23 protein-coding genes are annotated in these 25,879 nt (G+C 73.3%); 15 read left to right on the plus strand and 8 right to left on the minus strand.

Going from position 1 to position 25,879, the window contains the following annotated elements; all coding sequences use genetic code 11:
- The first annotated feature begins 16 nt into the window (after positions 1–16).
- Together ACLZOT_RS34230 and ACLZOT_RS34235 are read left to right on the plus strand one after the other, a co-directional pair.
- Positions 17–3,103, plus strand: coding sequence for a family 78 glycoside hydrolase catalytic domain (locus ACLZOT_RS34230; RefSeq protein ID WP_416973041.1), 3,087 nt, complete (start codon positions 17–19; stop codon positions 3,101–3,103).
- A gap of 65 nt (positions 3,104–3,168) precedes the next feature.
- Entirely contained in the window at positions 3,169–3,999 is an 831-nt protein-coding gene (locus ACLZOT_RS34235) for a YwqG family protein (protein WP_416973042.1), read from the plus strand.
- Here the strand turns inward: ACLZOT_RS34235 and ACLZOT_RS34240 are convergent.
- Together ACLZOT_RS34240 and ACLZOT_RS34245 are read right to left on the minus strand one after the other, a co-directional pair.
- Positions 3,983–5,092 carry a sensor histidine kinase gene (locus tag ACLZOT_RS34240; RefSeq protein WP_416973043.1) on the minus strand — a complete coding sequence of 370 codons (1,110 nt, stop codon included), beginning with the start codon at positions 5,090–5,092 and terminating at the stop codon, positions 3,983–3,985. The two genes, ACLZOT_RS34235 and ACLZOT_RS34240, sit on opposite strands and share 17 nt — an antisense overlap.
- On the minus strand, positions 5,089–5,988 hold the full coding sequence (locus ACLZOT_RS34245; RefSeq protein WP_416973044.1) for an EamA family transporter: 900 nt from the start codon (positions 5,986–5,988) through the stop codon (positions 5,089–5,091). Before ACLZOT_RS34245 ends, ACLZOT_RS34240 begins: the two co-directional genes overlap by 4 nt.
- 68 nt (positions 5,989–6,056) lie before the next feature.
- Between ACLZOT_RS34245 and ACLZOT_RS34250 the strand changes: the two genes are divergently transcribed.
- Complete coding sequence (locus ACLZOT_RS34250; protein ID WP_416973045.1) at positions 6,057–6,920, plus strand: LysR family transcriptional regulator; 864 nt, start codon at positions 6,057–6,059, stop codon at positions 6,918–6,920.
- On the opposite strand, the gene ACLZOT_RS34255 is transcribed toward ACLZOT_RS34250, so the two are convergent.
- From ACLZOT_RS34255 to ACLZOT_RS34265, 3 genes are all read right to left on the minus strand, one after another.
- Positions 6,910–8,151, minus strand: a complete 1,242-nt coding sequence (locus tag ACLZOT_RS34255; RefSeq protein WP_416973046.1) for an MFS transporter — start codon at positions 8,149–8,151, stop codon at positions 6,910–6,912. The genes ACLZOT_RS34250 and ACLZOT_RS34255 overlap by 11 nt on opposite strands.
- Positions 8,148–9,257, minus strand: a complete 1,110-nt coding sequence (locus ACLZOT_RS34260; protein ID WP_416973047.1) for a PLP-dependent cysteine synthase family protein — start codon at positions 9,255–9,257, stop codon at positions 8,148–8,150. Before ACLZOT_RS34260 ends, ACLZOT_RS34255 begins: the two co-directional genes overlap by 4 nt.
- 82 nt (positions 9,258–9,339) lie before the next feature.
- Positions 9,340–9,741, minus strand: coding sequence for a hypothetical protein (locus ACLZOT_RS34265; protein WP_416973048.1), 402 nt, complete (start codon positions 9,739–9,741; stop codon positions 9,340–9,342).
- 149 nt (positions 9,742–9,890) lie between these two features.
- Between ACLZOT_RS34265 and ACLZOT_RS34270 the strand changes: the two genes are divergently transcribed.
- Positions 9,891–10,880, plus strand: a complete 990-nt coding sequence (locus tag ACLZOT_RS34270; RefSeq protein ID WP_416973049.1) for a cation diffusion facilitator family transporter — start codon at positions 9,891–9,893, stop codon at positions 10,878–10,880.
- On the opposite strand, the gene ACLZOT_RS34275 is transcribed toward ACLZOT_RS34270, so the two are convergent.
- Positions 10,881–11,741, minus strand: coding sequence for an SDR family NAD(P)-dependent oxidoreductase (locus tag ACLZOT_RS34275; RefSeq protein WP_416973050.1), 861 nt, complete (start codon positions 11,739–11,741; stop codon positions 10,881–10,883). It lies immediately after the preceding gene.
- Between the two features lie 131 nt (positions 11,742–11,872).
- Here ACLZOT_RS34275 and ACLZOT_RS34280 point away from each other — a divergent pair, with 131 nt between their 5' ends.
- From ACLZOT_RS34280 to ACLZOT_RS34300, 5 genes are all read left to right on the plus strand, one after another.
- Positions 11,873–12,745: a LysR family transcriptional regulator gene (locus ACLZOT_RS34280; RefSeq protein ID WP_416973051.1), complete on the plus strand. Its 873-nt coding sequence runs from the start codon at positions 11,873–11,875 to the stop codon at positions 12,743–12,745.
- A 278-nt stretch (positions 12,746–13,023) separates the two neighbouring features.
- Positions 13,024–13,848 carry an aminoglycoside phosphotransferase family protein gene (locus tag ACLZOT_RS34285; RefSeq protein ID WP_416973052.1) on the plus strand — a complete coding sequence of 275 codons (825 nt, stop codon included), beginning with the start codon at positions 13,024–13,026 and terminating at the stop codon, positions 13,846–13,848.
- A 118-nt stretch (positions 13,849–13,966) separates the two neighbouring features.
- Complete coding sequence (locus tag ACLZOT_RS34290) at positions 13,967–15,001, plus strand: alcohol dehydrogenase catalytic domain-containing protein (RefSeq protein WP_416973053.1); 1,035 nt, start codon at positions 13,967–13,969, stop codon at positions 14,999–15,001.
- A 175-nt stretch (positions 15,002–15,176) separates the two neighbouring features.
- Entirely contained in the window at positions 15,177–16,211 is a 1,035-nt protein-coding gene (locus ACLZOT_RS34295) for a LacI family DNA-binding transcriptional regulator (protein ID WP_416973054.1), read from the plus strand.
- 56 nt (positions 16,212–16,267) lie between these two features.
- The gene (locus ACLZOT_RS34300; protein WP_416973055.1) at positions 16,268–17,185 is read left to right on the plus strand and encodes a glycosyl hydrolase family 32; all 918 of its coding nucleotides are present in this window, start codon (positions 16,268–16,270) and stop codon (positions 17,183–17,185) included.
- A gap of 7 nt (positions 17,186–17,192) precedes the next feature.
- Here ACLZOT_RS34300 and ACLZOT_RS34305 read toward each other — a convergent pair whose 3' ends face one another.
- The gene (locus ACLZOT_RS34305; protein WP_416973056.1) at positions 17,193–18,221 is read right to left on the minus strand and encodes a LacI family DNA-binding transcriptional regulator; all 1,029 of its coding nucleotides are present in this window, start codon (positions 18,219–18,221) and stop codon (positions 17,193–17,195) included.
- 241 nt (positions 18,222–18,462) lie between these two features.
- On the opposite strand from ACLZOT_RS34305, the gene ACLZOT_RS34310 reads away from it, so the two are divergent.
- The 6 genes from ACLZOT_RS34310 (at position 18,463) to ACLZOT_RS34335 (ending at position 24,259) form a co-directional block, all read left to right on the plus strand.
- Positions 18,463–19,806 carry an ABC transporter substrate-binding protein gene (locus ACLZOT_RS34310; protein WP_416973057.1) on the plus strand — a complete coding sequence of 448 codons (1,344 nt, stop codon included), beginning with the start codon at positions 18,463–18,465 and terminating at the stop codon, positions 19,804–19,806.
- On the plus strand, positions 19,803–20,732 hold the full coding sequence (locus ACLZOT_RS34315; RefSeq protein ID WP_416973058.1) for a carbohydrate ABC transporter permease: 930 nt from the start codon (positions 19,803–19,805) through the stop codon (positions 20,730–20,732). Before ACLZOT_RS34310 ends, ACLZOT_RS34315 begins: the two co-directional genes overlap by 4 nt.
- 1 nt (position 20,733) lies before the next feature.
- A complete protein-coding gene (locus ACLZOT_RS34320; RefSeq protein WP_416973059.1) occupies positions 20,734–21,558 on the plus strand; it encodes a carbohydrate ABC transporter permease in 825 nt (274 codons plus the stop codon).
- A gap of 44 nt (positions 21,559–21,602) precedes the next feature.
- Complete coding sequence (locus tag ACLZOT_RS34325) at positions 21,603–22,079, plus strand: hypothetical protein (RefSeq protein WP_416973060.1); 477 nt, start codon at positions 21,603–21,605, stop codon at positions 22,077–22,079.
- A gap of 193 nt (positions 22,080–22,272) precedes the next feature.
- Positions 22,273–23,319: a GDSL-type esterase/lipase family protein gene (locus ACLZOT_RS34330; protein WP_416973061.1), complete on the plus strand. Its 1,047-nt coding sequence runs from the start codon at positions 22,273–22,275 to the stop codon at positions 23,317–23,319.
- A gap of 31 nt (positions 23,320–23,350) precedes the next feature.
- Positions 23,351–24,259 (plus strand): alpha/beta hydrolase family protein, encoded by a 909-nt coding sequence (locus ACLZOT_RS34335; RefSeq protein ID WP_416973062.1) that lies wholly within the window; start codon positions 23,351–23,353, stop codon positions 24,257–24,259.
- A 7-nt stretch (positions 24,260–24,266) separates the two neighbouring features.
- On the opposite strand, the gene ACLZOT_RS34340 is transcribed toward ACLZOT_RS34335, so the two are convergent.
- A complete protein-coding gene (locus tag ACLZOT_RS34340; protein ID WP_416973063.1) occupies positions 24,267–25,805 on the minus strand; it encodes a serine/threonine-protein kinase in 1,539 nt (512 codons plus the stop codon).
- Positions 25,806–25,879: the final 74 nt, after the last annotated feature.

A 25,879-nucleotide genomic window follows, 5' to 3' on the forward strand; every position in this document is an offset into this window, starting at 1 on the left:
ACGAAAGGAAGACGGTGTGAACCATGAACCCGACAAGGGCCTCCCACGCCGGACCGTCCTCGCCGCGACCGCTGTCGCCGCAGCCTGCGCCGGCGGCGCGATCCCGGCGACGCCCGCCGCGGCCGCTCCCCGCACCCGGGACGGCGCGGTGACCGGCCTGACCGTCGAGCACCGCACCGACCCCGTCGGCATCGACGCCACCGCCCCCCGCTTCGGCTGGCGCACCCGCTCCCTCGCCCGGGGCCGTGCCCAGGGCGCCTACCAGATCCTCGTCGCGACCTCCCCCGACCGCCTCACCACCACCCGCGCCGACGTCTGGAACAGCGGCCGCGTCCGCTCCGCCGACTCGGTCGCCGTCCGCTACACGGGCCCCGCCCTGCGCCCCTCGACCCGCTACCACTGGACCGTCACCGTCTGGGACACCCACGACCGCACGATCGGCACCGCCGCCCCCGTCGCCTTCTTCGAGACCGGTCTCCTGTCCACCGACGGCACCACCGGCTGGGACGGCGCCCAGTGGATCGGCATGAAGGGCAAGACCCCCCACACCCCCGGCGCCCCCCTCCTGCGCACCGAGACCCCCCTCAGGACGAGGGTCCGCGAAGCCCGCCTGTACGTCGCCGCCCTCGGCGTGTACGACGCCTACGTCAACGGCCGCCCCCTCACCGTCCTCCAGGACGGCACCCCCACCCGCGAACTCCTGCCCCCCGGCTGGACCAACTACGACGTCCGCGCCAGCTACCTCACCTACGACGTCACCCAACTCCTCGCGGGCGAACGGACCCTGACCCTCGCCGCCGTCCTCGGCAACGGCTGGTACAACGGCCGCATCTCCGAAGGCAGCACCTACTACACACAGGACGGCAACCCCCTCGCCCTCAAGGCGAAACTCCTGATCCGCTACACCGACGGCACCACCGAGTCCGTCGTCACCGGCCCCCGCTGGAGAGCCACCGACACCGGCCCCTGGCGTGCCGACGACATCTACGACGGCGAGACCTACGACGCCCGCCGCGAACTCCCCGGCTGGACCAAGCCCGGCTACGACGCGAGCAGTTGGGGAGACGTCCAGCAGGTCCCGTACGAAACCCGCTACCCCGGCGCCCGGTTGCTCGCCTACCCGGCCGACTCCGCACGCCTGATGGCCCGTTGGGACCGCCGCCCCCAGTCGGTCACCGTGTACACCGGGGTGACCGGCGAGGGCCGGGGCCGGATCGTCGTCGACCCCGACCGCACGGTCACCGACCCCGCCGAGGCGGCCGGCGCGCAGGTCACGATCGGCGCCGGCGACACCGCCGTGTTCGACCTCGGCCAGAACATGGTCGGCGTCGCCCGCTACGGCCTGCGCGGACCGGCGGGCGCCCGGGTCGAGTTCCGGTTCGCGGAGATGCTCAACGACGCCAGTGCGGGCGCCGACGGCCCCGAGGGCTCCGTCTACCGGGCCAACCTCCGCAGCGCGAAAGCCACCAGCGCCTACATCCTCAAGGGCGACCGCGCCGGCGAGACCCACCAGGACTCCCTGACCTTCTACGGCTTCCGGTACGTCTCCGTCACCGCGAGCGACACCGTCACCCTCACCGGGCTCACCGGGAAGGTCGCCACCTCCGCGATCCGTGAGACCGGCACCCTCACCACCGACAACGCCGACGCCAACCAGCTCATCAGCAACGTCCGTTGGGGACAGCGCGGCAACTACCTCTGGGTCCCCACCGACTGCCCCCAGCGCGACGAACGCCTCGGCTGGACCGGCGACACCCAGATCTTCGCCACCACCGGCCTCTACAACGCCGACGCGGGCGCCTTCCTCACCCAGTTCCAGGACACCGTCGTCGACTCCGCCGGCATCTACGGCGAGGGCAAGGCCCAGTTCACCGGCGTCGCCCCCGGCGGACGCTACAACTTCCCCGGCGGCGGCAGCGGTTGGGCCGACTGCGGGGTCGTCCTGCCCTGGACGGTCTGGCAGATGACCGGCGACGACACGATCGTCCGCGACAACTGGCCCGCCATGGTGGCCTACCTGGACTGGATCCGCCGGCAGACCGGCGACACCTACGCCGGACAGGGCTCCCTCACCGGCGACTGGCTCGCCCCGCAGAAGACCAGCGCCCAGCTCACGAGCGACGTCTACTACGGCTACGTCGCCCGCCTCATGGCGCAGATGGCCCCCGCGATCGGCCGCCCCGCCGAAGGCCGCGCCTACGCCGACCTGTTCGCCCGCATCCGGCAGGCGTTCATCACCAAGTACCTCGCAGGTGAGGGCAGTTCGGTGACCGTGAAGTCGAGCCTCAGCCCGGCGTCCCCCATCGAACCCGGCGCCGACCCCAACCAGAAGACCGAGGACAACACCCAGACCGCCCTGCTCTGGGTCCTGAAACTCGGCTTCTACGAGACCGAGGCCCAACGCCGCGCCCTCGTCGGACACTTGGCGGACAACATCCGCAACGACGCCGCGTACAAGGCCGCCCACCCGGACAGCGCCCGCGTCCGCTACGCCGAGAACACCCTCTCCGTGGGCTTCCTCGGCGTCAACGTCCTCGCCCCCGTCCTCTCCGACGAGGGCCGCTCCGACCTCGCCTACGCCCTCCTCCACCAGGACGCCCTGCCCTCCTGGCTGTTCTCGGTGCGCGGCGGCGCCACCACCGTCTGGGAGCGCTGGAACTCCTACTCCCGCACCGACGGCTTCGGCCCCGTCTCCATGAACTCCTTCAACCACTACGCGTACGGCGCGATCGTGGAGTGGATGTACGCCTACATGGCCGGCATAGCCCGCGACCCCGCCCACCCCGGCTTCCGCCGCTTCGTCCTCCACCCCCGCCTCGACCCCACCGGGCGCATCACCCACGTGGCCGCCACCCACGACTCCCCGTACGGCGAGATCCGCAGCGAGTGGACGGCCGCCGGCGACACCCTCACGTACGAGGCGGCCGTCCCCCCGAACACCGAAGCCACCCTCCACCTCCCCTCGACGTCCCCCGACACCGTCCGAGAGGGCCGCACCCCCCTCGCCAAGGCCGACGGTGCCCGCTTCCTCGCCCACGAGAACGGCACCTCCACCTACCGCCTCACCTCCGGCCGCTACCGGGTGACCACCCGCCTGCGCTGACCCGGACCGGTCCACGGGGAGGCTCCGTCCGGCGCGCGGAGCCTCCCCGCTAGTCTTCTCATCCGATGATCACCGAATCAGGGAAGCGCATGGGGCACGACCGCTACTCCCGCCTCGCCGCCGAGCACCTCGGCGACGACACCGCCCGGCGCTGGACGGCGCTCCTGCGCCCCTGCGTCCGCCTGCGTCACGCCGCCGACGGCGACCCGGTCGCGGCGAGCCTCGGGGGAACCCCGTCGCTCCCGCCCGGCACACCCTGGCCGGAGTGGCCCGGACAAGGCCCCCTGTCCTTCGTCGCGTCCGTCGACTGCGCGGCCCTCCCGCACGAGGCCCTCCCCGAGGAGTTCCCACGGGACGGGACCCTCCTGTTCTTCTTCTACGGGGGCGACCCTGAGGACGACGCCTTCGTCTCCGCCGACGACCCCGAGACCTGGGCCGGAGCCCAGGTCCACCACATCCCGGCGGACACCCCCGTGACCGAGGCGGCCCCGCCCCCGTCCGTGGCCCCGTACCCCGAGGTCCCCCTCACCGCCACCCCCGAGGAGAGCGCCCCCGACCTCACCCTCCCCGCATCCGCCGAAGCCCTCCTGGGCGCCCCCGGCCCCTGGCCCCACCCCCGCGACACCCCGCGCGAACTCCGCCCGTTCGTCCGCGCCTTCACCGGCCTGCGCACCAGCATGGGCCACCAGCTCGCCGGCCACCCCGTCCCCCTCCAGGGCCCCGTCGAACACGACCCCGCCCCCACCGGGGAGCCCTGGCTCCTCCTCGCCCAGTTCGACAGCGACAGCGGTGCGGAGATGTCCTGGTTCGACGAGGGCACCCTCTACTGGCTGATCCACCCGAAGGACCTGGCGGCCCGCCGCTTCGACCGGATCGCCTTCACGGGACAGTGCTAGCCCCCGTCACCGGGAGTCGCGCGGTCAGCCGCCACGCCCCCGCGCCCACGGGCCCCGCACTGAACTCGCCCCCGAGCGCGGCGACCCGCTCCCGCAGACCGACCAGCCCGTAACCGGACCCCTCCGCGTCCGTACGGGACCCGCCGGGCGGGTTGGTGACCTCGACGAGCGTGTCCGGCGGATCGTAGGAGACGCGTACGGTCACGGGCGCCCCGTCGGCGTGCTTGCGGGCGTTGGTCAGCGCCTCCTGCACGAGCCGGTACACGGCGAGCCGGTGCGTGGTCGGCGCCAGCGAGGGCGTCCCGTCGGTGGCGAGGGCGACCCGCTGCCCCGCCGCCCGCGCCTCCTCGACCAGCTCCCGCACGTCCCGCACGGCGGGCCGCAGCGCGGGCGAGTCGCTCTCGCGCAGCGCGCCCAGCACATCCCGCAGATCGGTCAGTGCCTCCACGGACGTCTCCCGCAGCAGCGCGAGGCGCTCCACGACCGGCGCCGGCAGGTCGCGCTTCGTCGTCAGCACCCCGGTGTGCAGGGCGATGAGGCTGAGCCGGTGCGCGAGGACGTCGTGCATCTCGGCGGCGATCCGGGACCGTTCGGCGGCCCGCGCGGCCTCCTCGCGCAGCTCCGCCTCGACCCGGAGATGTCCGAGGTCGGCGGTGAGGGCGTCGAGCAGCCGCCGCCGGCTGCCGAGCCACAGCCCGCCGACGACGGCGAGCCCCGGCAGCAGCACCACGGCGGCGTACGTCGACGCCGTCCACAGCGCGGTCTCCCGGTAGCTGAGCAGATTCCCGGCGAGCGCGAGAGCCCCGCAGCCGACCGCCGCCCGCCCCCGCAGCTCGACGGCCACCCCGAACAGGGCGATCACCAGGAACGGCAGCAGCGGCAAGCCCCACCACGCGGTGGCGACGGAGACGACGACCGGCGCCACCGGCCACCGCAGCCGGGGCACGAGCAGCACGGTCCCGCACACCAGCGCCGCCACGGTCACCGGCACCAGGAAGTCCCGGTCCGTGCCGATCGGCGTCGTCACCGTGCACACGACCACGAGGACGGTCCGCCCGACGGCGGTCCACTCGCGGCCTCCTCTCCCGCTCACGGCAGCCATCGTAGGCGCGCTCGCCCACCCCCACCCGGGACGGGAGCGCCCCCGGTCCGCGTCACCATGCTGACCGCGTTCGCCCCCACCACCGCCCCGATGGCCCCCCACTCCAGCCACCCGAGCCGCTCCCCGAGCCCCACCCGTCCCACCAGGGCCGCGAGCAGCGGGTTGACGCTCATGAACAGCCCGAACGCCTGCGCGGGCACCCGCCGCAGGGTGAACAGGTCGGCGAGGTACGGCACGGCCGAGGACAGCACCCCGGCCGTGACGGCGTACCCGAGCGCGCTCACCGTCGGCGGATGGCGCAGCGCGACGGCGACCCCCACCGGCAGGAACAGCGCGGCGGAGACGAGCGCGGCGGCGGCCGACCCCTGAGCGCCCGGCACCCGTTCCCCGACGGCCCGGTTCAGCAGGATGTAGGAGGCCCAGCAGCAGGCCGCGAGCAGCCCGAGCCCGATGCCGAGGTAGTCCGTCGACGGCTGCGGCCGCATCAGCGTGACGGCCCCGGCCGCCGCGACGAGAGCGCACCCCGCGTCGGTCCGCCGCCGCGCCCCCGCGAGGGCGAGGGCGAGCGGCCCCAGGAACTCCAGGGTCACCGCGAGCCCGAGGCCGACCCGGTCGATGGCGGTGTACAGGGAGAGGTTCATCGTCCCGAACACCACGGCGAGCGCCAGCACGGGCCGCCACTGGAACCAGGTCAGCCCGCGCAGCCGGGGCCGCGCCACGGCACTGAGGACGGCGGCGGCGACGTACTGCCGGACGGCGACGACCCCCACCGGCCCGAGGACGGGAAACGCGAGGGACCCGATCGCGGCACCGGTCTGGTTGGACAGACCACTGCCGACCATGGTGGCGACCCCGGCGACAGCGGGCCGGTCAGTGCTGGCGGACATGCCCCGATGCTGCGCCGCCTGCCCCTATACGCAAAATGCGTCCACCACCGGATCTATACGCTGGACGCATGAATGTGGAGCTGCGGCACCTGCGCTGCCTCGTCGCCATCGTCGACGAGGGCACCTTCACCGACGCCGCGATCACCCTCGGCATCTCCCAGGCGGCAGCCTCCCGTACCCTCGCCGCCCTCGAACAGGCCCTGGGCGTAAGGCTGTTGAGGCGTACGTCGCGAGAGGTGACCCCGACGGCCGCGGGCATCCGCGTCGTCGTCCACGCCCGCCGCGTCCTCGCCGAGGTCGACGACCTGGTCCACGAGGCCGCCTCGGGCCACACCAGCCTGCGCGTCGGCTACGCCTGGTCCGCCCTCGGCAGACACACGCCCGTCTTCCAGCGCCGCTGGGCCGAGACCCACCCGGCGACCGACCTGCACCTCATCCGCCACAACTCCGCCACCGGCGGCCTCGCCGAGGGCAGCTGCGAACTGGCCGTCGTCCGCCGCCCGTTGGAGGACCACCGCCTCGACTCGGTGATCGTCGGCCTGGAGCGCCGCGTCGCCGCCGTCCCCGCCGACGACCCCCTCGCCGCGCAGGCAGCCGTACGCCTCGCCGACCTCGCCGCCGCCGGGCGCACCCTGATGATCGACCGCAGGACCGGGACGACGACCCCGGACCTGTGGCCGGCGGGCGGACGTCCGGCGATGGAGGACACGTACGACGTCGACGACTGGCTGACCGCGATCGCCGGGGGACGGCGGATCGGCATGACCGCCGAGTCCACCGCCCACCAGTACCCGCGACCCGGCGTCACGTACCTCCCGGTACGCGACGCCGAGCCGATCGTCGTGCGCCTCGCCTGGTGGCGGGACGACCCGCACCCGGCTGCCCAGCAGGTGGTGGAACTGCTGACGGCGCTCTACGGGGTCACACCGTGACGGGCCTCAGCAGCCGCCCGCCCCGGGCCAGCGCCGCGACCGACGCCGCGCACGCGAGCCCGGTCACGGTGAGCGTCACCCAGGTCAGCCACAGCGCGTCGTGCCGCCGGGCGAAGTCCCACAGCGCCCCCGTGACGAGGTTGCCCAGGGTGATACCGAGACCGGAGACCGTGTTGTACAGCCCGTAGTGCGTGGCCACGAGCCGCTCCCCGGAGAGCGCGACGACCGTGTCCATCTCGAAGGGGTAGACGACCGCCGACCCCACCGCGAGCAGCACCACCGCGAGCACCAGCCCGACGAGGACGGCGTACGACGACCCGCGCGGGACGAGCGCCAGCGGCAGGAACGCCACCCCCATCGCCGCGAGCCCCCGAACGAGCGCCTCGTCGGCCCGCCACCGCCCCTTCGCCCAGCCGGTGAGCCGCAGCTGTCCGGCCACGGCGACGGCGGCGGACACCACGAACAGCCCGCTGGTGACCGCCGTCCCCCGCTCCCCGAGGGCGTCCTCGGCGGCGAGCGGCAACGCCAGATACACCTGGAACGTCAGCACGTACGAGCCGATCATCGCGGCCGAGAACAGCAGGAACGGCCGGTTGGCGACGACCGTCCGCCACTGCGCGAGCACACTCTCCTTCTTCTCGCCGTCGGAGGAGCCCCCGTGCCGCACGGGCAGCGCCCGCCACTGCAACAGGCTCAGCCCCGCGAAGATCGCCGCCGCGAGCGCGCACACCAGCTTGAAGTCGGCGGCCAGCAGCGCGAGTCCGACCAGCGGGCCGAGCAACATGCCCGCCTGGTAGTACACGTTGAACGTGGCGAACGCGTCGACCCGCCGCTCACCCGACTCGGCCGCGAGATACGCGCGCACGGCCGGGTTGAACAGCGCCCCCGCGAACCCGGTCGCCGCCGACGCGGCGATCAGTGCGGGCAGGCTGTCCACCCAGCCCAGCAGCCCGAACCCGACGGTCCGCAGCAGACACCCCGCCATGATCGGCGCCTTGTACCCGAAGCGGTCGGCGATCGTCCCGCCGATCAGGAACATCCCCTGCTGCGAGAAGTTCCGCACCCCGAGCACCAGCCCGACCGCCCAGGCGGCGAGCCCGAGCCCGTCCGAGAGGTGCGCGGCGAGGTAGGGCATGAGCATGTAGAACGCGAGATTGATCGCGAACTGGTTGACCATCAGCAGCCGTACGGCCGGCGGGAAGGAGCGGGTCTGCCGCCACAGACCCCTCACCGGGCCACCCCGCTCACCGCGAGCGGGTCGACGACGTGCGTGCAGCGCGTCCAGCGGGTGACCGTCCGCTCGTGGCTCGCGGCGATCTCGTCCGGGTCGTCGGCGGGCGGACGCCCGAGCAGGTCGTGGCGCCGGCAGTAGCCGTCGTCGAACACCGTCCCCACGTACCGCTGCGGCCCGTCCGGGAAGACGGCCGCGATCCGGTCCTCGGCCGGCAGCGTCCGCGCCAGCCAGCGCGCGACCAGCGCGACCGCGCCGACGCTCCAGCCGCCGGTCGCGTAGTGGCCGCGGGCGAGGTGACGGGCCGCCCACACCGACTCCGGGGCGGCGACCCAGTGGACCTCGTCGAACAGCTCGTACGCCACGTTGCGGGGGTAGATGCTGGAGCCGAGACCCCGCATCAGACGCGTCCCGGCGGGCTGGCCGAAGATCGTGGAGCCGGTCGTGTCGACGCCGACGACCTTCAGGCGCGGGAACCAGCCGCGCAGCACGGACGCGATCCCGGCCGAGTGCCCGCCCGTGCCGACGGACACGACGAGCGTGTCGATCCGGCCCAGCTGGGCGACGAGTTCGGTGGCCAGCGGGGCGTACGCGGCCACGTTGTCGGGGTTGTTGTACTGGTCCGGGCACCAGGCGTCCGGGTCCTGCGCGAGGTGCTCGGCGACGCGCCGGCGCCGGGCCTCCTGCCAGCCGCCTTCCGCGTGCGGCGTGGCGACGAGGTCCACCTCGGCGCCGTACGCCGTGAGGAGCCCCGTCATCAGCGGTTCCATGCCGGGGTCGGTGACGACGGTGACGGGGTGGCCGTACGTCGCGCCGGCCAGGACCAGGCCGAGGCCCAGGGTGCCCGACGTCGACTCGACGATGCGGGCGCCCGGCCGCAGCGCACCGCGTTCGCGGGCCGCGCGGACCATGTACAGGGCGGTGCGGTCCTTGATGCCGCCCGGGTTGTGGCCCTCCAGCTTGGCCCAGAAACCGCGTCCGGCGGTGGTGAAGGGCTCGCCGATCCACAGGACCGGGGTGTCGCCGACGAGTCCGGCGGGGGTGTGGAGGGGGTGCTTGGCGTCGGCCAGCAACTGGGACGCCGGGGCGTGGGGGGTATGCGTCATGGCGTGCTTCTCCTGCGGCCCGGTCACAGGGGACCGGCCGTGGGTCGGGGGAAGAGACGGAGGTGATCGGACGCGGGTCCGGTCAGTTCCGCCACACGCCGAGGCGGGCCCGGTCGTTGCCGGGCGGGAGAGGCGGGGGCGGTGCGCCCGCGCGGTGGGGGAGAGGGGCCGCCGTCGGCAGCAGGACGGCGGGGACGGCCGTGATCGCGGCCAGGGGGCCGACCGGGTGGTCGCGGGTCGGCTGGACGGTCGGGACGTCCGCGTCCCAGCAGTGCGAGGCGCCGCCGTGGTGCACATGGCCGGAACGGTGCGGATCGCACGCGACGGACGACACGACGACGAGGGCGTCCGCGCGCAACGGCTCGGCCGCCGTGGGGCCGTGGGCGCAGCACAGCAGATGCAGGACCGCCACCAGCGCGAGCAGCAGCGCCGCTCCGGCCCGGTGGGCGGAGCGGGTGTCCCGGCTGACTGACACGGCCCGCATGAACCCGAACCTTAACCGTGCGTGCGCGTAAAGATCCTGTGAGTGGCCGAAAGGGGGTGGGTCACCCGGCCGTGGCCCGCCGCTCGCGTGCGCCCCGCAGGTGCGTTTCACTGCTTCTCGGGAACCGCCGCGACAGGGAAGCGTTCACGATGAGCCAGCACGACACCGACGACCACGCCCACGGCGTGACGGCCGACGCCGACCGCCGCTGGCTGCTCATCGCCCTCACCCTCATCACGCTGTTCATGGCCGCCGAGGTCGTCGTCGGCATTCTCGCCCGCTCCCTGGCCCTGCTCTCCGACGCCGCCCACATGCTCACCGACGCCGTGTCGATCGTCCTCGCGCTGACCGCGATGCGCCTGTCGGCCCGCCCCGCGCGCGGCGGCTTCACCTACGGCCTCAAACGCGCCGAGATCCTCTCCGCCCAGGCCAACGGCCTCACCCTGCTCCTGCTGGGCGCCTGGCTGGCGTACGAGGCCGTCCGGCGCCTGATCGACCCGCCCGAGGTCGAGGGCGGCCTCATGCTGGTGACCGCCCTCGCCGGCATCGTCGTCAACATCGCCGCGACCTGGTGCATCTCGAAGGCCAACCGCACCTCCCTGAACGTCGAGGGCGCCTACCAGCACATCCTCAACGACCTCTTCGCGTTCATCGGTACCGCGATCGCGGCCCTGGTCGTCGTCCTCACGGGGTTCGCCCGCGCCGACGCCATCGCCACCCTCGTGGTCGTCGCCCTGATGGTCAAGGCGGGTTACGCCCTGGTCCGCGACTCGGGCCGGATCTTCCTGGAAGCGGCCCCCGTCGGCCTCGACCCCGACGCCATCGGCGACGAACTCGCCGCCCGCCCCCAGGTCGTCGAGATCCACGACCTGCACCTGTGGACCATCACCTCGGGCGAACCCGCCCTCTCCGCCCACGTCCTCGTGGAACCCGGCGGCGACTGCCACGCCGTACGCCGCGACCTCCAGCGCCTCCTGCGCGACAGCCACGCCATCACCCACGCGACCCTCCAGGTCGACCACCTCGGCGAGGACCCCGCCGACGGCCTCCTGACGATCACGGCCCCCGACGAGCGGACCCCGGACCACCGCGACGACACGCACGGCCCGGTGCACCGGGCCGGGCCGCACGAGCACTGATCAACTGGCGTACGTGGCAAGGAGTCCGGCCGTCCAGGAGCGGACCGCGTCCGCGAGCTCCGGCGTGATCGGTGCCGTGAGTTTGTCGTCCGGCCGCCCGTCCGAGTCCAGCACCACGCCCGTGCTGCCCTCCAGCGCCGGGTCCGTCGCCGCCGCCAGGGGCGAGCGCGCCGCGTCGGGGACGGGGCCCGAGACCGCCTGCCGGATCATCTCCCAGTGCGGGCGCATCGCCGGCGGGAGGATGTCGATGGTCATCGCGGCCGCGTTCGCGGTGTCGGCCGGGCCGGGGTCGGCGGCGAACACCGACACCCCGCGCGGTTTCATCCGCTCGGCGAGATCCAGCGTGTGCACCAGGTGCGCCAGCTTCGCGCGGCCGGTCGCGGCCAGGCCGTAGTACGGGCCGGGCGGCTCCATCTCGTCGTACACCGGCTGCGCGGCCTCGACCGCGGACGACGTGACGTTCACGATCCGGCTCGGGGCCCCGGCGGCGAGCGCGTCCAGCAGCTCTTCCGTGAGGACGTACGGGGAGAGGTGGTTGAGGGCGATGCCGGCCTCCACGCCCTCCGGGCTCTCCCAGCGCGTCACCCACATGCCGCCCGCGTTGTTCACCAGCAGGTCCAGCGGGCCTTCCGCGGCGAGCCGGCGGCCCAGTGCCCGCGTCCGCGCGAGCGACGACAGTTCGGCGGCGAGGAAACGCCCTGCCGCGCGCCCGGCGCTCGCGTCGATCCGGGCCACCGCCGCGTCGCCCCGCGCGGCGTCCCGGCCGACGACGGTGACGTCCCACCCCTCGGCGGCCAGCCCCACGGCCGTCTCCAGCCCGATCCCGCCGGTCCCGCCCGTGACCACGGCCTTCTTCGACATCTGCTGCTCCCTGCAATCGAGTTGGATCTCTGGACCTCCTCCACCTCATCGCCCGTCGGCCGCGCGCGGAAGGTCCGCTTCGGCATGGGGCGATGCCCTCCCGGCATCACGGCACGTGGGAGAGTGCCCGCATGGGGGACATGGAGATCCGGCAGGTCCAGTACTTCGTCGCGGTCGCGGAGGAGCGCAACTTCACCCGGGCCGCGCACCGCCTCGCCATGACCCAGCCCGCGCTGTCCCGGGCGATCCGCGCCCTGGAGCGCGACCTCGGCGCCCCCCTCCTCGACCGCACCCCGCAGGGCGTCACCCTCACTCCGGTCGGCGAGGTCATGCTCGACGAGGGCCGCGCCCTCCTCGCCCGCGCCGCCGACCTCACCGCCCGGGTCCGCCGGGCCGCCGAACGGTACGACACCGTCACGGTCACCAGCGCCGGCTGCGACGCGTCCCTCCTCGACCGCCTCGTCACCGCCTACAACGCCGGTGCCCCCGCCCGCCCGGCCCGCGCGAGCGTCGGCACCCCCGAGGACCAGCTCGAACGGCTCCGCTCGGGCCGCGCCGACCTCGCCCTGTGCCGGGCCGACCCGCGCGACACCGGGCTCGTCGGCGTCGTCGTCCGGCACGAGCCGTGCCAGGTCCTCGTCGGCGTCCGGCACCGGCTGGCCGGCAAGGAGGCGTTGAGCGTGGCCGACCTCGCCGACGAGGCGCTGGTGCGCTGGTCCGGGACGGGCACCCCCCTCGCCGACCCCGACCTGTGGCCCGCCGGCCCACCCGGGCGGCCCGGACCCGAGGTCAGCGACGGGCTCCAGATGCTCGCCGTCGTCCGCCTCGGCCAAGCCTGCGCCCTCGGGGTCCCCCAGGAACGGGGCACGGAACCCGAGGGCACCGTCGCCATCCCCGTCACGGACGCCCCGCTCGTCCCGCTGCGGCTGCTGTGGTCGCGTGAGCGTACGGCCGTCGACATCCGGCCCTTCGTCCGGCACGTGAGGGCCGCCTTCGGGCGGTGAGGCCGCTAAAACGCGTTGAGGCCCGGCGAATTCCCTCGCTACGGTCGGGCCATGGCCTTCCTCTTCTTCGTCTGAGCCCGGGCACGGCCCACGCCGCCGTCATCGCCGCCCGCAGGCCCTTCGCGCGCCTGGCACTTGCCGCCCCCCCCGGGAGCCGTGTCCCACGACCGCGCCTTCCGTGATCGCTTCGCGGGCGGCCGATTCCGACCGCCCCACCCGACCGACGGAGCCACCATGACCTCGGGCTGACCGTCACCGACCCGCGGGTCCTGCACGACGTGTTCTCCGTCGTCGTCCACCTCGCCCCCGCGCCCGTCGTCGCCCGGATCCCCACCGTCCTGCCCCAGCCCACCGACCCGGCCGCCCTCGCCCTGCGCCAGCGGGACGAACTGGCCGTGACGCAATGGCTGCACCGGCGGCACGTCCCCGTGATCCCGCCCAGCCCGCTCGTGCCGTGCGAGCCCGTCCGGCGCGACGGCTTCTCGATGACGCTGTGGACGTACGTCCCGGAGAACCGGGACAGCGAACCCGACTACGTGGCGAACGCCGAGAGCGTCGCCGCCCTCCACAAGGCCCTGCGCGACTACCCCGGCCGCCTGGAGTTCCTGTCCGCCGCCGACCCGGAGTTCATCACGCGCGCCCTCGCCGACCCCGTCCTGATCGACCCCGCCGACCTGGACCGCGCCCGCCGCGAATGGCGGATCCTGGAACCCCTCGTACGCTCCCGCGCCGCCTTCGAGGCCCGCTTCCCCGGCATCGGCCTCCAGCCCGTCCACGGTGACTCCCCGCCCGCCAACATCTACGCCGGTACGGACGGCGACCTCTACGCCGACTTCGAACTGATCACCCTGGGCCCCGTCGAATGGGACCTGGCCGGCCTCGGGCCCGAGCACGAGGCCGCCTACGACCGGGGCGCGCGGCGGGCCGGTACGAGGACGCTCGACGCGGACGTCCTGCGCTTCGTCAACGCCGTGGGGATGCTGCGGGCCCTCGCCGCGCTCAGCCTGGCGCCTCAGCTGCCCGAGCTGGTGGACTATCTCAAGCCCGCCGTCGAGCACTGGCGGAGTCTGCCCTTCGCGGGCGGCATGGATCACCGGCCATAGCCGGCCGCTGTACCCCCATTCGCCCTCCCCTCCTACCAGGGCTGCTCGGAACGTCATACGGTGCGGACGAACCCACGCGCGGGATGTCCGCGCCCCTTTGCTCGAAGGAGGGGCTCCCATGTCCCGATCCCCCAGCCGCACCCACCGCGCCGCACAGGTCGCCGAAGCCGGAGCCGACGTGCGGGTCGTCCCGGTCGAGGCGCGGGCACCCGGGACCGGGGAGGTGCGGATCGACGTGGAGGCCACCGGCATCTGCGGCGCCGACATCGGCACCGTCCGCAACCCCGCCCCGGCGACCGGCTTCCCCGTCACCCCGGGGCACGAGGTTGCCGGAGTTGTCGCCGAGGTGGGGCCCGGGGTCGCCGGGTGGGCCGTGGGGGAGCGGGTGACCGTCGGCTGGTTCGGCGGAAGCTGCGGGCACTGCGCCGCGTGCCGCCAGGGCGACGTCGTGCACTGTCCCGAACACCGGGTGCCCGGGCTGTCGTACCCCGGCGGGTGGGCGAGCACCGTCACCGTGCCCGCCACCACCCTGGCGCGCATCCCCGAGGGGCTGTCCGCGGTGGAAGCGGCGCCCTTCGGGTGCGCCGGAGTCACCACCTTCAACGCCCTGCGCCACTCCGGCGCCGGACCCGGAGACCTCGTCGCCGTCCTCGGGATCGGCGGACTCGGGCACCTCGCCGTGCGGTTCGCCGCCGCCATGGGGTTCGAGACCGTCGCCCTCGCACGCGGCGAGGAGAAACGCGCCCTCGCCGAAGAACTCGGCGCACGGCACTACATCGACACCGAACGCCACCAACCCGGCGCCGCGCTCGCCGAGTTGGGCGGCGCACGCCTGATCCTGTCCACGGCGTCCAGCACGAAACCGCTCACGGAACTCGTCGACGGCCTCGCCCCGCACGGCCGCCTCACCGTCGTCGGCTTCGACGGCACCCCCCTCCAACTCCCGCTCGCCAAGCTGGTCATGAGCGCCCGCAGCGTCACCGGACACCTCACCGGCAGCCCCGCCGACACGGAACAGGCAATGCGCTTCGCCACCGCCACCGGGGTCCGGCCCCTGATCCAGACCGCCCCGCTGGAGGAGGCCCACCACGCACTGAACGTCCAGCAGGAGGGCAAGGCCCGCTTCCGCATGGTGCTCGTCCCCGGGGCGTGACCGGCGGAGGGCCCGGACGGGGGGGCGCGACACCGGCGTGGCCTGCGAGCACACCGTAGAGATTTCCGCCCTCCCCGACCGGCGGGCCGGGTGACTCGGTGTCGTCTCTCGTGCGGCTGAATCAGGGCGAGCGGTCGGCATGGGTGAAGATGGGCCCGCGCGGGAGGAGCGACACATGGTGCGGGGCAGAGTGACACTGGCCGACGTGGCACGGCACGCCGGTCTCTCGGTGACGGCGGCGTCGCTGGTGCTCAATCGCCGTCCGGAGACCCGGATCTCGGCGGAGGCGCAGGCGAGGGTCTTCGCGGCCGCCGAGGAACTCGGCTACCGGCCCAACGTGGCCGCCCGCAGCCTGCGCACCCGCAAGACCGCGACCATCGCGTTCGTCTCCGACGTCGTCGCCACCACCCGCTTCGCGGGCGACATGATCCGCGGCGCCCTCGAAGCGGCCCGCGAACGCGACCACGTCCTGCTCATCGCCGAGACCCAGGGCGACCCCGAGGCGGAACGGCAGGCCGTGGAGGCGATGCTCGACCGCCAGATCGACGGCTTCGTGTACGCGGCCATGGCGTGCCGCCGCCTGACGGTCCCCCCGGCGATGGCGAGCCGCCCCACGGTCCTGCTGAACGCCGACAGCACGGAACCCGCCGCCTGCGTGCTCCCCGACGACGAACGCGCGGGCTTCGACGTGGCGACGGCCCTCCTGGAGCACGGCCACCGCCGCATCGCCGTGATCGGCCGCGCCGACGCCGTGGAACGCGACCCCCGCCGCTCCCTCGCCGCGGGCCCCCGCCTGCGCGGCATCCGCCGCGCCCTGGAGCCGTACGGCCTGCGCCTCACCCCCGGCGGCCGGGCCGAGGAGTGGGAACCCGGCCACGGGTACGAGGCGATGCGCGACCTCCTGCGCCGCCGCACCCCGCCCGGGGGCATCGTCTGCATGAACGACCGGCTCGCCCTCGGCGCCTACCAGGCGCTCGCCGAGGCGGGCCTGTCCGTGCCCGGCGACGTCTCCGTCGTCTCCTTCGACGACGACCCCATCGCCGGATGGTTGCGCCCGGGCCTCACGACGGCCGCGCTGCCGCACGAACGGATGGGCCGACTGGCCGTGGAGACCCTCCTCGGCCAGGACCTCACGCCCGGCGTCCAGTGGGTCCCGATGCCCGTACAGGCCCGCGGTTCCGTCGCCGCCCCCTCGGGAACGGGGGTTTGATAAAACGATTTATCCTGCTAGTTTTCCCGCAACGTCCGTGAGGGAGAGGCACCTCGATGTTGCGCTTGCCCGACCACTGGGTGTGGGACAGCTGGTACACGCGGGACGACGAAGGACGCCACCACGCCTTCTTCCTGAACGCGCCCCGAGCCCTCCTCGACCCCGACCGCCGCCACCGCGGCGCCCGCATCGGCCACGCCGTCTCCGACGACCTGTACACCTGGCGGCCCGTCGCCGACGCGCTGGCCGCCGCCGCCGAACCCGCCTGGGACGACCTGGCCACCTGGACCGGCTCCGTGGTCCGCGCCCCCGACGGCCGCTGGCACCTGTACTACACGGGCGTCAGCCGCGCCGACGACGGCCTCGTCCAGCGCATCGGCCTCGCGGTCTCCGACGACCTGCACACCTGGCACCGGCACGGCGACAAACCCCTCGTCGAGGCCGACCCGGCCTGGTACGAGCGCCTCGGCGCCGGCACCTGGTACGAGGAGGCGTGGCGCGACCCCTGGGTGTTCCCCGACCCAGCGGGGGAGGGCTGGCACATGCTGATCACCGCCCGCGCGAACCACGGCCCCGCCGCCGGCCGGGGCGTCGTCGGACACGCCCGCTCGACCGACCTCCTCCACTGGACCGTCGGACCGCCCCTCACCGCACCCGCCGGCTTCGGCCACCTGGAGGTCCCCCAGGTCGCCGTCGTGGACGGCCAGCCCCTCCTGCTGTTCTGCACCAACACCCCGCACCCGCGCGCCGACGAGGGCCGCCTGTGGGCGATCCCCGGCCCCTCGACCACGGGCCCCTGGGACCCGGCGGCGGCGATCCCCGTACCCGGCCCGGACCTCTACGCGCCCCGCCTCGTCCGGGCGGCCGACGGAACCTGGCGGCTCATCGGGTTCGTGGACGAGCGGGACGGCGAGTTCGTGGGGGAACTCTCGGACCCCGTACCCGTCCACTGGACCCCCGAAGGGCTCCGCTGAGCCCCCGTCAGGCCCGGGGCCGCCCGTGCGAGGCCCGCGGCATCACCGGCATCGGCACCCGCCGGACGACCGGCTCCGTCCCGTCGTCCAGCAGCATCTCCACGGCGGTCCGCCCCAGCCGGTAGTGGGGCAGCGCCACGCTCGTCAGCCGCGGGCGTACCCACACCGCGAGGTCCGAGTCGTCGAACGACACCACCGACACGTCGTCCGGCACCCGCAGCCCCGCCTCCTGGAGCGCCTGGTAAGCCCCCAGCGACAGCCGGTCGTTGAGGCAGACCAGCGCCCGGGGCACGGTCCCCGCCGCCAGCAGCCGCCCCACCTCGCGGTGCCCGTCCTCGGGCTGCCAGTCGCACTCGGCGACCCCGTCGACCCGCACCCCCGCCTCCGTGAGCACCTCCTCGATGCCCCGCATCCGCTCCCGCCCCGCCCACACCCCGTCCGGGGTCGCCTCCGTCACATGCCGCCCCCCGACGACGTGGACGCCCTCCCGGTGCCCGGCGTCGAGCAGCACCCGCGCCGCGTCCCGGCCCGCGTTCACCTCGTCCGGCAGCACGCTGGGCGCCCGCGTGTCGCGCTCGTAGCAGTTGAGCAGCACCACCCGGGCCTCGCGCAGCGCGGCGGGGAGCCGGACCTCGCGGCTGTACATCGTGGCGTACACGAACCCGTCGACCTGCCGGTCCAGCATCCCTTCGACGAGCCGGGTCTCGACCTGGGGGTCGCCCTCGGTCTCCGCGACGAACAGGACGTGCTCGCGGGCGCCCGCCGCGTCGAGCGCGCCGTGGATCACCTCGCCCGCGAACTGGGTCGTCGCGATGGTGTCCGAGATCAGGGCGACGGTCCTGGTCACCGAGGTGCGCAGGCCGCGGGCGGTGAGGTTGGGCCGGTAGCCGAGCTCGCGCGCGGCCCGCCGTACGCGTTCCTCGGCGTCGCCCGATATGCGCATGTCGCGGCGGCCGGCCAGGACGAAGGACGCCGTGGTCGGCGACACCCCCGCCCGGCGGGCCACGTCGGTCATGGTGACGCGTCGTCGGCTCAAAAGAGTTCCCCCACGGGCTTCTTGACAGGGTCTGAGGCAGGGCTCATGCTCGCAGCTAAATCTATTTAGCACCGGTGGAAGCCGCCTTGGCAACGCCCTGAGAGACGCTGCCGAGACCACCGGAACCCACTGTCACGGCCTCCCCCCAGGCACGTCCGGATCCGCCGGAACGTGTCCGCCCCCACGACCTCTGACCGGGGCTCACCGGTCCCTCCCTCGTGACCCAGGCAAGGAGTGCTCCATGTACGAAGCGAACCGACGGCCGATACGGGCCCTGCTGATCCCGCTGCTGCTCCTGGGCGCCGCGTGCAGCGCCCCCGGCTCCGGCGCCCCGGCCGCGAACGGCTCCGGCGACACGGCCGTCAGCACCTCGCTGGGCACCGGCAAGGTCACCCTCCAGATGTACGCCGAGACCGGCTTCCCCCTGGCCAAGGCCCTGGCGGCCGAGTTCACCCGCCAGCACCCGAACGTCACCTTCAAGGTGCGCGAGGACCAGTTCACGGTCCTCGTCGAGAACGCGCCCCGCGTCCTGGCCGGCGACAACGCGCCCGACATCATGCGGCTGCCGACCATGGTCGACCTCGTCAAGGACAACCTGCTCAAGGACCTCGACCCGTACGTCACCGCCTACGGCTGGAACACCTTCCCCGCCTCCCAGCTCGCCCAGCTCCGCGTCGACGAGGCGGGACAGCGCGGCTCGGGACCCCTGTACGGCGCCGGACTCGGCTACAGCGTCACCGGCGTCTTCTACAACAAGACCCTCGCGAAGAAGGTCGGCATGAGAGGGGCCCCCGGGAGCGTCGCCGAGTTCGAGGCGCTCCTCGCCAGGGCGAAGCAGGCGGGCGTCCAGCCGATCGTGCAGTTCAACAAGAACACCGCCGGCGTCAACTTCCCCTACCAGGCCCTCCAGAACCAGTTCACCGACCCCGCCCAGGTCAACGACTGGATCTTCCAGAAGACCGGCGCCACCTTCGACACCCCCGCCTCCCTCAAGGCCGCCGAGACCATCGGGAAGTGGGCGAAGGCCGGGTACTTCACCAAGGACGCCAACGCCCTCGACTACACGAACATGGTCGGCGAATTCACCAAGGGCCAGGGCCTGTTCATGTTCAACGGGGACTGGGAGTCGGCCAACCTCGACAGCAAGATGCCCGGCAACGTCGGCTTCTTCCTCTTCCCGGCCGAGAAGGCCGGCGGAAAGCACGTCGCGATGTCCTCGCCGAACACCTTCGGCATCGGCGCCCGCGCCAAGCACCCGAACGAGGCCGCGTACTTCCTCAACTGGCTGCACACCGACGCCAAGGCCCGCAGGATCCTCGTCGACGTCGGCGGCTCCAGCCCCGGCGGCCCCGCCGACCTCGCCGTCCCGCAGGCCAAGACGGGCACCGTCCTCGCCCAGACCCTCGCCGCGTCCCAGCAACTCGCCGCCGAGAACGGCGCCGTGGACTTCACCGCCAACGCCACCGGCTCCATCTTCGCCTCGGCCATCACCCCCGAACTCCAGAAGCTGATCGTCGGCCAGCAGACCCCCGAGGGCTACGTCGAGGCCGTACAGAAGGAGTACGCGAAGGAGCTGTCGCGGTGACCGCCACCCTGCACAAGGCCCGGCCCCTGCCGCGCACGGCCGGCCGCGTCGTCCGCAAGCGGCGGGGGAACCGCTGGAACGGCTGGCTGTTCGTCCTCCCCGCCCTCGCGGTGTACGGATTCTTCGTCCTCAAACCCCTCCTGACGACGTTCCAGTACTCCCTCTACCGCTGGGACGGCATCGGCCCCTCCCAGTGGGCCGGCCTCGACAACTACCGCACCGTCCTCACCGACCCGGACCTCCTGGAGATCATCGGCCACGCGTTCGTCCTGATCGTCTTCTTCAGCTTCGTCCCCGTCGTCCTCGGCCTGTTCGTCGCGAGCCTCATCCACCGCGTCAGCACCGGCGCCCTCGGCACGGCCGCCCGAACCGTCCTCTTCCTCCCGCAGGTCATCCCGCTCGTCGCCGCCGGCATCGCCTGGAGCTGGGTCCTGAGCACGACCGGCATGGTCAACCAGGTCATGGACGCCGTCGGCCTCGGCCGTTACACCCGCGCCTGGCTCGGTGAGTTCGGTACGGCGCTGCCCGCCGTCGGCATCATCGGGGCGTGGGTGATGCTCGGCCTGTGCACGATCCTCCTCGTCACCGGCATGAGCAAGATCGACCCGGCGCTGTACGAGGCCGCCCGCATCGACGGGGCCGGATCCGTACGGGAGTTCTTCGCCGTCACCCTGCCCAGCCTGCGCCGCGAGATCGGGATCTGCCTCACCGTCACGGTCATCGCCGCACTCGCCAGCTTCGACATCGTGTACATCTCCACCAGCGGCGGGCCCGGCACCGCGACGACCGTACCGGGCCTGGAGATCTACCGGCTCGCCTTCGCCCAGCGGCAGGTCGGGCTCGCCTCCGCGCTCGCCGTCGTCCTCATGCTGCTCGTCCTGATCTGCGTGCTGCCGATCCAGCGGCTCTCCCGAGAGGGGAAGTGAAGTGAACCTCAGCCGCCGCGAGGCCCTCACCGGCCGGGCCTTCCTCGTCCTGCTCATGCTGGTCACCCTCCTCCCCTTCGTCAGCATGCTCTCCGCCGCCCTCCAGCCCCGGGGGACCGTCCCCTCCGGCCTGGAGTGGCCCTCCGACCCCCAGTGGGGAAACTTCGCCGACGCGTTCGACGTCGCCGACATGGGCGCGCTGCTGCGCTCCAGCCTCCTCATCGCCCTCGGCGTCGTCCCGGCCGCCGTGATCCTCGCGACCATGGCCGGGTTCGGGCTCGGCCACCTCAAGGTGCGCGGCGGCGGGCTCGCCATGGGCGTCCTGCTCCTCGGCCTCACCATGCCCTTCGAGGCGGTCATCACCCCGATCTACCACCAGATCGACGACCTCGGCCTCCTGAACACCCGCTGGGCCATCGTCCTCCCGCTCATCGGCCTCTACATGCCCTTCGCGGTCTACTGGATGCGCGCCCACTTCCTCAACGTCCCCAAGGAACTCTCCGAAGCGGCCCGCGTCGACGGCGCCACGACCTGGCAGCTCTTCTGGCGCGTCCACGTCCCCCTGGCCCGCCCCGCCATCTCCTCCCTCACGATCCTCCTGTTCCTGTGGACCTGGAACCAGTTCCTCCTGACGATCGTCCTGGTCGACGACCCCACCAAACGCACCATGGCCGGCGCCCTCGGCGCCTTCCAGGGCCAGTGGGGCACCGACCTCGTCCTCCTCTGCGCGGGCTCCCTCCTCATCCTCACCCCCACCCTCATCGTGTTCCTGCTCTTCCAACGCCAGTTCGTGAGCGCACTGTTGCAGGGGTCGGTGAAGGGATGAGGTGACCCGTACGCTCGGACGACCACCCCGAGAAGGAGCCGCCGATGGTCACCGATCCGACGATCCTGCGCATCGGGGACGCGGCACAACTGCACCACCACCAAGGCCGGCGGAAAGCCGCCCACGCCCTGCTCACGGAGATCTGGGACGACATCGGCGGCGAACAGGGCGATCCGCTGCACGTGTGCGTCCTCGCCCACACGATGGCCGACGTCCAGGACGACGTACGCGAGGAGCTCCGCTGGGACCTCCGGGCGCTCGCCGCCGTCGGGCTGGTCACCGAGGAGCGGGCGGCGGAGGCCGGGGTCTCCTTGGCGGTGGCTGGGCTGTATCCGTCGCTGCACCTCAACGTGGGGGAGTGCTACCGGAAGCTGGGGGATCTCGCGCGTGCCCGCGAGCATCTCGGGTACGCCCGGGAGACCGTCGGCGCGCTCGCCGACGACGCGTACGGGCGGCTCATCAGGGCGGGGCTGGAGGAGTTGGCGGAGCGGGTGTGCGTGACTCCCGGTCATAGTCGGTGACGACTGGTTGACACGTGGTCAGACGGTCGGGAAGCTCGTGATGCGGTTGGCGAGTTGTATGGGAACGACCACAGGCAGTCGCACTCGCCCACCTGGACGCCCGGCCGAGGCTGCTGAGCCCCCCCGCCCGGCTGGATGCACCGCTTCACGCCCGCCCGCGCACATCACGTACGGCAACGAGAAGAGGACCAGCATGCGCAGACCCGGCCCGTTATCCGCCCTGCGGATCCTGTTCGCCGCACTCCTGCTCTCCCTCGGCATCGCCCTCGCCCCGCCCGCCTCGGCCGCCCCGCCCGTGCGCATCATGCCGCTGGGTGACTCGATCACCGGCTCGCCGGGGTGCTGGCGGGCGCTTCTGTGGAACCAGTTGCAGAGCACCGGCTACACGAACATCGATTTCGTCGGCACCCTCGCCCAGCAGGGCTGCGGTCAGTCCTTCGACGGCGACAACGAGGGCCACGGCGGCGAGTTGGTCACCAACGTGGCGAACCAGAACCTGCTGCCCGCCAGGCTCGCGTCCACCCGGCCGGACATCGTTGTCATGCACTTCGGCACGAACGACGTGTGGAGCGACATCGCCCCCGACCGCATCCTCGCCGCCTACACCACCCTCGTCGGCCAGATGCGCGCCTCCAACCCCGACATGAAGATCCTCGTCGCCCAGCTGATCCCGATGACCCCGGCGAACTGCGCCCCCTGCGCCCAGCGCGTCGTCGACCTCAACGCCCGCATCCCCGCCTGGGCACAGGCGACGAGCACGAGCCGCTCCCCGGTGACGGTCGTCGACCAGTGGACGGGGTTCGCCACGGCGACGGACACGTACGACGGGGTGCACCCCTCCGACCCCGGCAACGCGAAGATCGCCGCCCGCTGGTACCCGGCCCTCACCGCACACCTCGTCCAGGGCGACCCCGGCGACCCGGGCGACCCGACCACCTGCGCGGCGACCTTCCGCGCCGTCTCCTCCTGGCAGGGCGGCTACCAGGGCGAGGTCACGGTGACGAACACCTCCGCGTCCCCGGTCACCGGCTGGACCGCCACCGTCGTACCGGGTACGGGCGCCCGCATCACCCAGGCATGGAACGGCACCCTGACCACAGCGGCCGACGGCACGGCCACCGTCGTGAACGCGTCCTGGAACGGCGCCCTCGCCCCCGGCGCGAGCGCCACCTTCGGCTTCATCGCCAGCACCCCCGGCACCCCCTCGGCCACCGCCACCTGCACCGCGCGAACCTCCTGACCCCCACCGCCCGTAGAGAGGAACGCACCGCATGCACCCGAACAGAACGGTACGACTGCGCGCCGCCCTGGTCGCGGCCGTGATCGGCCTGCTCGCCGCGCTCGTCTCCACCCCGCCGGCGACCGCGCGGGACAACCCCTACCTGCGCGGTCCGGCGACCGTGCAGGACAACCCCTACCAGCGCGGCCCCGACCCGACGGTGAGCAGCGTCGCCGCCGAGCGGGGCACGTTCGCCACCGCCGAACTGACCGTCGGCTCCGGCAACGGCTTCAAGGGCGGGAAGATCTACTACCCGACGGATACCACCCAGGGCACCTGGGCCGGCCTCGCGGCCGTACCCGGCTTCACGGCCCGCTGGGACACCGAGGGCGCCTGGATGGGGCCCTGGCTCGCGTCCTTCGGGTTCGTCGTCATCGGCATCGACACCAACAGCACCCTCGACTGGGACACCGCGAGGGGTACCCAACTCCTCGCCGCGCTCGACTACTTGACGCAGCGCAGCCCCGTCCGCGACCGCGTCGACCCCAACCGGCTGGGCGTGCTCGGGCACTCGATGGGAGGCGGCGGCACGATCAGCGCGGCCGAACGCCGGCCGTCCCTGAAGGCGGCCGTACCGCTCGCCCCCTACTCGCCCTCGCAGAACCTCTCGACCCTCCGCGTCCCGACGATGATCATCAGCGCACGGGACGACACCGTCGTGACGCCGAATTCCGTGGACAACCTGTACGCGACCCTGCCCGCCGCCACCGAGGGCGCGTTCCTCGAACTCGCCACCGGCGGACACGGGTTCCCCACGCGGGGCAACTCCGCCGTGACCCGCCGCGCGATCCCCTGGCTGAAGATCTTCCTCGACGACGACACGCGGTACACGCAGTTCCTGTGCCCCGCGCTCGCCGACCCGAGCGGGATCTCCAGGTCCCGGACCACGTGCCCGTACTGAGCCGTGGTCAGGAGACACGGGTGTAGTGCGTGGGCTCGCCCTGTGTCTGGGTCGTCTCGTCACCCACCGCCAGGGTGTCGGGGCCGGTCATCGTGAGGGCGTAGACGTTCCCGCGCAGGCACAGGACGGCCGAGGTCGGGTCCGAGGCGGAACCGGTCACCGCCTCGAAGATCATGGTCGTCCCGTGCGTCTCCTGGAGCCGGAGGGTCTCCGTGCAGCCGAGATCCTTGCCGCTGTCGGCGTCGGTCTCGTGACTGACCTGACGGCCCGCCAGCTCGCCCCGGCGTGCCGCGTGGAGCGTGAAGGTCACGCTCGCGGAGGTGGTACGGGGGTTGAGGACCCCGTCCCCTTCGAGGCTGCCCGCGCTGGTCCCCTTCCAGGTGCCGACCCAGGAGGCGGGGAGGGCGTCGGAGGCGGGGGAGGGGTGCCGGTTCTCGTCCGCGCCGTCCTGGCCGCCGTTCAGCCAGGCCAGAGCGGCGACGGCGGCGACGACAGCGACGGCTCCCACGGCGATGGCGGCCGGGCGGAGGCGGGAGGCGGGGCGCGGGGCGGTTTTGGACGGGTCGGCGGGCGGTGGCCCGTACGTGGTCGGCGCTTCGTACGATGCCGTGGCCATCACCGGCGTCGGCCCGAACCCCGCCCCGGACGCCGACCGCTCCAGCAACCCCCACAGCTCGGCCTCCCGCGCCCCGATGTCCTCCGTCAGCCCCGGCGTCAGCGCGATGTCCCAGGCGCCCGCGCCGAGTCGGCCCCGCAGCTCCTCCGTCGTCGGGCGTGCCTGCGGCGATTTGGACAGGCACGCGGCGAGGAGCGGCGCGAGTGAGCGCGGTACGCCGTCCAGCGCGGGTTCCTCGTGCACGACCCGGTACAGGAGCCGCGCCGCCGAGGACTCCTCGCCCGTGCGCTGGAAGGGGCCTCCGCCGGTGGCCGCGTACACCAGGACCGCGCCCAGCGCGAAGATGTCGCCCGGTTCCGCCGAGGTGCCCGTTGTGACCTGCTCGGGCGGCATGTAGCCGGGCGAGCCGATGACGCCGCCCGTACGGGTGTGGCGCGTGTCGTCGGCGGCGCGGGCGATGCCGAAGTCGATGAGGAGGGGGCGGCGCTGGGCGAGCAGGACGTTGGAGGGTTTCACGTCGCGGTGGGTGAGGCATGCGCGGTGGACGGTGCCCAGTCCCTCGGCTAGTTCGAGCGCCAGCGCGCGGACGGCGGGCTCGGGCAGCGGGCCGTGGAGCCGTACCCAGTCGGAGAGGGCCGGTGCGGCGACGTACTCCGTCGCCAGCCACTGCGGACGGCCGCCCGGCGGGCTGTAGTCGACCACGGACGCCGCCCACGGCGAGCGCACCCGGTCGCTGCTGGTGATCTCGCGGGCGAACCGCCGCGCGAAGTCCGGGTCCTCGCCGTACTCGGCGCGGACGGTCTTCAGCGCGAGAGGGCGGCCGGACGGCGTACGGGACAGGTACACCTGCCCCATGCCGCCGGCGCCGAGCCTCGCCAGGAGGGGATAGCCCCCGATGGCCGGGGGATCCGTGGGATCCAGACTCCTCATGCGTGTCTCCGGACGTTGCGCGGACCATACGGTATGAGCTGATGTGAATGACCAATGTACCCTCATGAATCTGG

It is taken from the genome of Streptomyces sp. 4F14 (assembly GCF_048159485.1).
Lineage (GTDB): Bacteria > Actinomycetota > Actinomycetes > Streptomycetales > Streptomycetaceae > Streptomyces.

Excerpts from the sequence above, each read along its gene's own strand:
- ACLZOT_RS34335 (WP_416973062.1), top strand. The coding sequence starts at position 23,351 with ATGCACCCGAACAGAACGGTACGACTGCGCGCCGCCCTGGTCGCGGCC.
- ACLZOT_RS34260 (WP_416973047.1), bottom strand. The coding sequence starts at position 9,257 with ATGACGCATACCCCCCACGCCCCGGCGTCCCAGTTGCTGGCCGACGCC.
- ACLZOT_RS34295 (WP_416973054.1), top strand. The coding sequence starts at position 15,177 with ATGGTGCGGGGCAGAGTGACACTGGCCGACGTGGCACGGCACGCCGGT.
- ACLZOT_RS34280 (WP_416973051.1), top strand. The coding sequence starts at position 11,873 with ATGGGGGACATGGAGATCCGGCAGGTCCAGTACTTCGTCGCGGTCGCG.
- ACLZOT_RS34235 (WP_416973042.1), top strand. The coding sequence starts at position 3,169 with ATGATCACCGAATCAGGGAAGCGCATGGGGCACGACCGCTACTCCCGC.
- ACLZOT_RS34325 (WP_416973060.1), top strand. The coding sequence starts at position 21,603 with ATGGTCACCGATCCGACGATCCTGCGCATCGGGGACGCGGCACAACTG.
- ACLZOT_RS34330 (WP_416973061.1), top strand. The coding sequence starts at position 22,273 with ATGCGCAGACCCGGCCCGTTATCCGCCCTGCGGATCCTGTTCGCCGCA.
- ACLZOT_RS34310 (WP_416973057.1), top strand. The coding sequence starts at position 18,463 with ATGTACGAAGCGAACCGACGGCCGATACGGGCCCTGCTGATCCCGCTG.
- ACLZOT_RS34340 (WP_416973063.1), bottom strand. The coding sequence starts at position 25,805 with ATGAGGAGTCTGGATCCCACGGATCCCCCGGCCATCGGGGGCTATCCC.
- ACLZOT_RS34275 (WP_416973050.1), bottom strand. The coding sequence starts at position 11,741 with ATGTCGAAGAAGGCCGTGGTCACGGGCGGGACCGGCGGGATCGGGCTG.
- ACLZOT_RS34245 (WP_416973044.1), bottom strand. The coding sequence starts at position 5,988 with ATGTCCGCCAGCACTGACCGGCCCGCTGTCGCCGGGGTCGCCACCATG.
- ACLZOT_RS34250 (WP_416973045.1), top strand. The coding sequence starts at position 6,057 with ATGAATGTGGAGCTGCGGCACCTGCGCTGCCTCGTCGCCATCGTCGAC.
- ACLZOT_RS34290 (WP_416973053.1), top strand. The coding sequence starts at position 13,967 with ATGTCCCGATCCCCCAGCCGCACCCACCGCGCCGCACAGGTCGCCGAA.
- ACLZOT_RS34300 (WP_416973055.1), top strand. The coding sequence starts at position 16,268 with ATGTTGCGCTTGCCCGACCACTGGGTGTGGGACAGCTGGTACACGCGG.
- ACLZOT_RS34270 (WP_416973049.1), top strand. The coding sequence starts at position 9,891 with ATGAGCCAGCACGACACCGACGACCACGCCCACGGCGTGACGGCCGAC.
- ACLZOT_RS34265 (WP_416973048.1), bottom strand. The coding sequence starts at position 9,741 with ATGCGGGCCGTGTCAGTCAGCCGGGACACCCGCTCCGCCCACCGGGCC.